We start from the raw sequence: 5,773 nt of genomic DNA on the forward strand, positions 1-5,773 counted from the left end.
ATTGTTAGGAATGACGGAATCTACAGGTGTATATTAGAATAAAAGTACGTTAAGATTCTAATCGCCATGGCGGATTTAACCTGTTTTCACCACCGTAAAACAAAATTAGTTGATTGCCATCTAAATCTTTTAACCGTGCCTCTCTCCACAACCACCTTTCATCTCTGGGTTCTTGTTCAAATTGAACTCCTTTATGCTTTAATGCTGCCACTTGTTCATCTAAATTCTCGCATTCAAAATATACGTAGATACCATTGCCTTCCGGTAATGTATCTACTAAGTGAATAGAAAATGTAGAAGTCCCATCTGGGCACTCAAATCTTGCGTAGTTAGGTAATGATTTTACGATTAATTTTAACCCTAGTATTTCATAAAATGCTATTGCTTTCTCTACGTTTAAAGAAGGAACAGTTATTTGATTCAAGTTCATACTAGCAATATAAAATTATCACACGGAACAAAAAATTAAAACTGCTCTTTAACCAACTCCATATTAACAAATGCACCTACCATAGTACCCGATGCTACCGAGTTTGCCAGTGAACGCATTTTTATACAATTATCACCACAGGCGTATACACCGTCAACTGCTGTTTTATACATACCATCAACTTGAATATAACCTTCGTCATCTAATTCGCAACCCAATTCATCTGGTATACCATTATGCTGAACAAAAGGCAAAGCAGCGTATAGTGCATCATATTTCTCTTTACTTCCGTCTTCAAAAATGATATTATTGATATAGCCGTTCTCATGTTCGACCTCAACAATTTTCTTCTTTACAATAGCAACCTTATTTTCTTTTAGCTTAATCAATTGATCTGCAGAAAAAGAAGCCGGCTCATTAGTTAGTACACGTACATCTTTAGTAAGGTTTTTAACCAAAGCTGCTAAATGAAAAGCACGCTCACCGTTTGCGATAATACCTGTTTTTTCATTTCTAATCTCGTACCCATGACAATAAGGACAATGTACAACAGAGATACCCCAACAATCTGCAAAACCCGTAATATTGGGCATGATATCTTTAATACCAGTAGCAAAAACTAATTTTCCGGTTGTATAAGTTACCCCTGATTGCGTACTAATTGAAAACTTGCCTTCATTTTTAAAACCGCTTATTGCTTTATCTTCTACAAAATTTACAGTCTTATATTCTAAAACCTGAGACTTTGCAATCTCACTAATCTCGCCAGGTGTTTTACCGTCTTGTGTTAGAAAATTATGAGAATGTGGCGTTTGCCTATTACAAGGTTTACCGCTATCAATTATCAATACTTTTCTTAATGATCTACCTAAAGACATAGCCGCTGCTAAACCAGCATAGCTACCGCCTATTATGATTACTTCAAAATTGGTATTTGCTTGCATACCCTTTTATTAAAAAATAAATCAAAATGAAAAAATTACAAGTTCTAATCACCAATTTGTTAAGACAATGAATTTTATTAACTGCATAATTGCAACAAATTCGCGTTTCTAATTCTGAACAAATATATTAATAAGTTACATTATTGCAACTTAGTTTCAATAAGGGTGTTTCAATACGAAAAGAAGAAATACAGCTACAAACTATACCGTGCTCTCTGTATTAGAATCTTCTGGTAAAACCATGAATAAGAGTCTTATCAAAAAAAACATATAGGTGTCGATATTAATAGAGCAACGATATACCGCGTGTTAAACCGTTATTATGATAATGATATTTTACACCCAATTATTGAAGACATTGGCAGGTAGTATATTTTCATATGTATAAATTGTGACTCCATAAAGAAATCACATCATCATTTTCACTTCAGGTAACAGAAATGGGATACTCTTGAATGTCTACCTATACCTGTTCATTTCTCTCTTCCAAAAGATTATTAGTTAGCACAAATAAACTATGTGCAATCTGGAATATGTATAGACTGTTCTTAATGATTTAATTCTTGTGTGATTAAACTATCCGCCTTGTCCATTTTCTAGATGTATGGAAAAATAGTAATTCACTACAGTATAGATTATTAATACTAATAATTGAGCAATCAATAAATAACCCGCTTTTTTCTTAACATAAATAAAGGTTGAAAAAATCATTAAAAACAAGACATTAATGGTCATAAAGATCGGGAAGATGACCTTTTTATAAAACCAATCAAATTCTGTCAAATGACCATCTGGAAAACCTACCATTGAATTTGTATAATACAAAGAGCTTATTACGATTAAACTTATGACAATACCAGTAACGGCAAACTTACGCTCCTTCATTTTTTTGAATTAAACAGCTTTAACCTTCGTCTTTTTGTACACAAATTCAAGAATAAAACAGAATACTATAATACTTAAAGCAGTAATTACCCCTACTCTATTATCAGAAAACTGTTGAACAATCAATGTAATGAAAGCAAGAAAACAAAGTAGGCAGGCAAACAAATGCACATAACTTCTAGATTCAAGCTCCTTATGCTTTTTAAACCCGATATAGTTAACAATACAGAAAATTAATAAAAAACCTGCACTACCTGCCGTAGATATACTTTGCAGATTAAACGAGTTGACCAATGCGATAGAAAGAATTGCTGTTACTAAAAGCCCAACAGGTTTACCCCAAAATATATGACAAAAATATTTTGGCAATTCATCATCTTCAGCAATATCATAATTAACCCTACCACTTCCCAAAACCGTTGCATTTATAGCTGAAAAGGTAGAGATTAATGCTGTAATGGTTATAATAGTGAAACCAATTTGCCCAAGGGTTGGCTCTGCAGCCTTTGCCAAAACGTAATCTTCTGCATTTGCAATTTGATTGAACGGTAACGCGCCTACAGTAACAATTGCAATTAATATGTATAATACGATTACAAAACCTACTGCTCCAAAATATGCTTTTTCTGTATTCTTCTCTTTATCTCTTAAATCTGATATAGAATTAGCAATTAACTCAAAACCTTCATAAGCAACAAAAATGACCATACCCCCAGAAAGTATTAATAACGGATTCTCCCATTGACTAGGAGACAATTGTTTTAAATTTTCCGGATGAATTGACAACCCATAAAAGCCCACACCTATAAATGCAATTAAAATGAAGAGTTTAATGATGACCGCTAAAGATTCAATTTCACTAACCAATTTTACACTCAGGTAATTTATTAACAAGGCAATCAGTAAAATAGCTGTTTGAAATATGCGTGTATCTATTTCTTTAGAACCTGAAAGCGAAATTAATTCACTGGCATATGACCCAAATGCCGATGCGTATAATGCTAACATGACAATATAGCTGACCCATAATAGATTGTTAATACTACCAGCAAAAATACCGCTACCAAACTGTTGGTGTACAAATTTTACCGTACCGCCATTTTCAGGATATTTTTTTGAAAGTTTGGCATAAGAATATGCTGTTAACAATGCAATTAAACCTGCCCAAAGAAATGCAACTGGTGTTGCTCCTTTGGCTAAAGAAACGGCAAGACCAAGTACGGCAAAAATTCCGCCGCCTACCATACCGCCAATACCTATTGAAATAGCATCTTTTAGCCCTATTTTTTTATCCATCTTAATGTTTTTAGCTATTATTTAATAGCGTATATCACTTTCTAATATGGCATATTCAAAACTATCTGACCACCCCGATTTTAAAGGTAATATTTGTCTTTTTCTTCCTTCTTTCGTCATTCCTACTTTCTCCATCACTCGTGCAGAACCTAGATTATCTACCGCACAACCAGCTTCAATTCTATGTAAATTAAGTTTATCGAATCCAAAATTTAGCATAGCTTTTAAAGCTTCTGTTGCATAGCCATGTTTCCAATAATTAATATGTATTTTATACCATACTTCTGCTCTACCATATTTCTTGGAACCAAGTCGTAATCCAAATAAGTCAATAAACTCATTACGCTGCTTATATTGAATAGCAAAAGTATAATTAGTGATTTCAACTTCATTGTTCGCTATGATCCATGGCTCAATGACTTGCTTTGTTTCCTCTAAACTTTTTGGAACACCAAGTGTATTGAACTCATCGGTTTCTGGAATAACATGTAGGCGATGAATAACTTCTAAGTCTTCACGCTCAATTAGTCTTAATGCTAATCTATCGGTTTTTATTACAAGTTTTTTCATACCTAATAATTCTCAGTGCTTCTTTAAAAATAACTATTTTATTAACACCTTCCTCCCAATGATCAGAGCCAATGAAACCATCCTATTTTAATTTGAAGAAAACTAAATAAATACACCTTTAGGAATCGTTCACATTTCCAAAATCTTAAATTGACTATCTTAGTTTACCGGCAAATAAATTACAAAAGTTGAGCCTTCATCCTTTTTGCCGATGGCATGAATATGACCATGGTGTTTTTCAACAATCTTTTTACAGATAGATAACCCAATGCCCGTACCTGAATATTCGGTTTTAGAATGCAACCTTTGAAACACTTCAAAAATATTAGTAGCAAATTCAGGTTCAAACCCAATACCGTTATCTATAAAAGATATCTCATAGTAATACGGTGAATTTTTACTGAAATTTTCAGTTATTTGAGTACTACTAAGTTTTTTTGCAACGATAGAAATTTGAGGCGGAACATTACCTTTACTGTACTTAATAGAATTACTTATAAGGTTGGTACATAACTGTTCTATCTTAAAAGGAATACCAAGAATAACAGGTAAATTTTCATAAGATATTACAGTACCGGTATCTTTAATAAGTTGAGATAATTCATCTTCAACCTTAATAAGGGTATTACCTAATGAAATATGCTCAAACTCTGAATTTATTTTATCAATTCTGGAATATGAAAGTAAGTTCTGTATTAATTCTCGCATTCTAAAAGTACCAGATTTAATTTTAGCAAAATACTTTTTACTTCCGGCAGACATACTTTCTTCACCCTCGTCTTCTATTCTAGAGATGAACATTTGTATTTTACGTAACGGCTCTTGCAAATCATGGCTAGCCACTCTATTAAATGATTCTAATTCTTCGTTACTTAGCTTTAATTTCTCATAACTGTCAATAAGTGCTCTGTCTTTTTCAACGCGGTCAGTAATATCTTGCACAATACCAACCGACACGGGTCTATTATCTATTTCTACATATTTTCCTTTTAAATCCAAATGCTTAATGCCTTTTGTCTTAGTGAATACGCGGTATGTAAAAACAGTAGAAGCTCCTTTTTCTATATCATTAGTACTTAAAGACTCAAATATGTCTACATCTTCTGGATGTATAAACTCTTTGTAAGCGTTAAAAGTAACCTCAAAGCTATTAGGCTCTGCCCCTAAAATTCTATAAAAGTTATCAGATACAGTAGCGGTACCATCATCTAAATACCAAATAAAACTACCAACACCTGCTACATTTTCTGCCTCTTTAAAAATGGTATTCTTAAGGCTTAGATCTTCATTGAGCTTTTGAAGAATCTTTTCTGCTTCTTTAACCTTAGTAGTATCCCAAGCTGTGTTGGTTATACCGTTGGCAGACTTTACAATGTTGTTATAGATATATTTATTTTGTCCTTCAAAAGTATAAATACTCTCATGTTCTTGCGTAGTTCCTGTTATGTAACACTCTTTCATTAATGCAAAAAGTCCGTTATCCAAAACCATTGGGTACATCTTTAAAAGAGAGCCTCCAATAATATCATCTTGCTCTGCCCCTGTTACCTTTTCAATTGCATTTGACGTGTACCTAAATTGAAAATCGGTAATGGTATTATTCGCATCTAAAACAGGTTCAAAATGACTAATAATATTATTAGAGCTT

At 33.0% G+C, this 5,773-nt stretch carries 6 protein-coding genes; all 6 read right to left on the reverse strand.

Annotated elements, in window-relative coordinates; genetic code table 11:
• Positions 1–49: 49 nt before the first annotated feature.
• The gene (locus ABJI11_RS18850) at positions 50–430 is read right to left on the reverse strand and encodes a VOC family protein (RefSeq protein ID WP_348355923.1); all 381 of its coding nucleotides are present in this window, start codon (positions 428–430) and stop codon (positions 50–52) included.
• Positions 431–465: 35 nt separating this feature from the next.
• Entirely contained in the window at positions 466–1,374 is a 909-nt protein-coding gene (locus tag ABJI11_RS18855) for an NAD(P)/FAD-dependent oxidoreductase (protein ID WP_348355926.1), read from the reverse strand.
• A 576-nt stretch (positions 1,375–1,950) separates the two neighbouring features.
• The gene (locus ABJI11_RS18860; protein WP_348355929.1) at positions 1,951–2,259 is read right to left on the reverse strand and encodes a hypothetical protein; all 309 of its coding nucleotides are present in this window, start codon (positions 2,257–2,259) and stop codon (positions 1,951–1,953) included.
• 9 nt (positions 2,260–2,268) lie between these two features.
• Positions 2,269–3,555 carry an APC family permease gene (locus ABJI11_RS18865; RefSeq protein ID WP_348355931.1) on the reverse strand — a complete coding sequence of 429 codons (1,287 nt, stop codon included), beginning with the start codon at positions 3,553–3,555 and terminating at the stop codon, positions 2,269–2,271.
• A gap of 21 nt (positions 3,556–3,576) precedes the next feature.
• The gene (locus ABJI11_RS18870) at positions 3,577–4,125 is read right to left on the reverse strand and encodes a GNAT family N-acetyltransferase (RefSeq protein ID WP_348355934.1); all 549 of its coding nucleotides are present in this window, start codon (positions 4,123–4,125) and stop codon (positions 3,577–3,579) included.
• 159 nt (positions 4,126–4,284) lie between these two features.
• Positions 4,285–5,773: ATP-binding protein (locus tag ABJI11_RS18875; RefSeq protein WP_348355937.1), on the reverse strand; the 1,489-nt coding region annotated here is incomplete at its 5' end.

This window comes from Maribacter sp. (genome assembly GCF_039968975.1).
Classification (GTDB): Bacteria; Bacteroidota; Bacteroidia; order Flavobacteriales; family Flavobacteriaceae; genus Maribacter.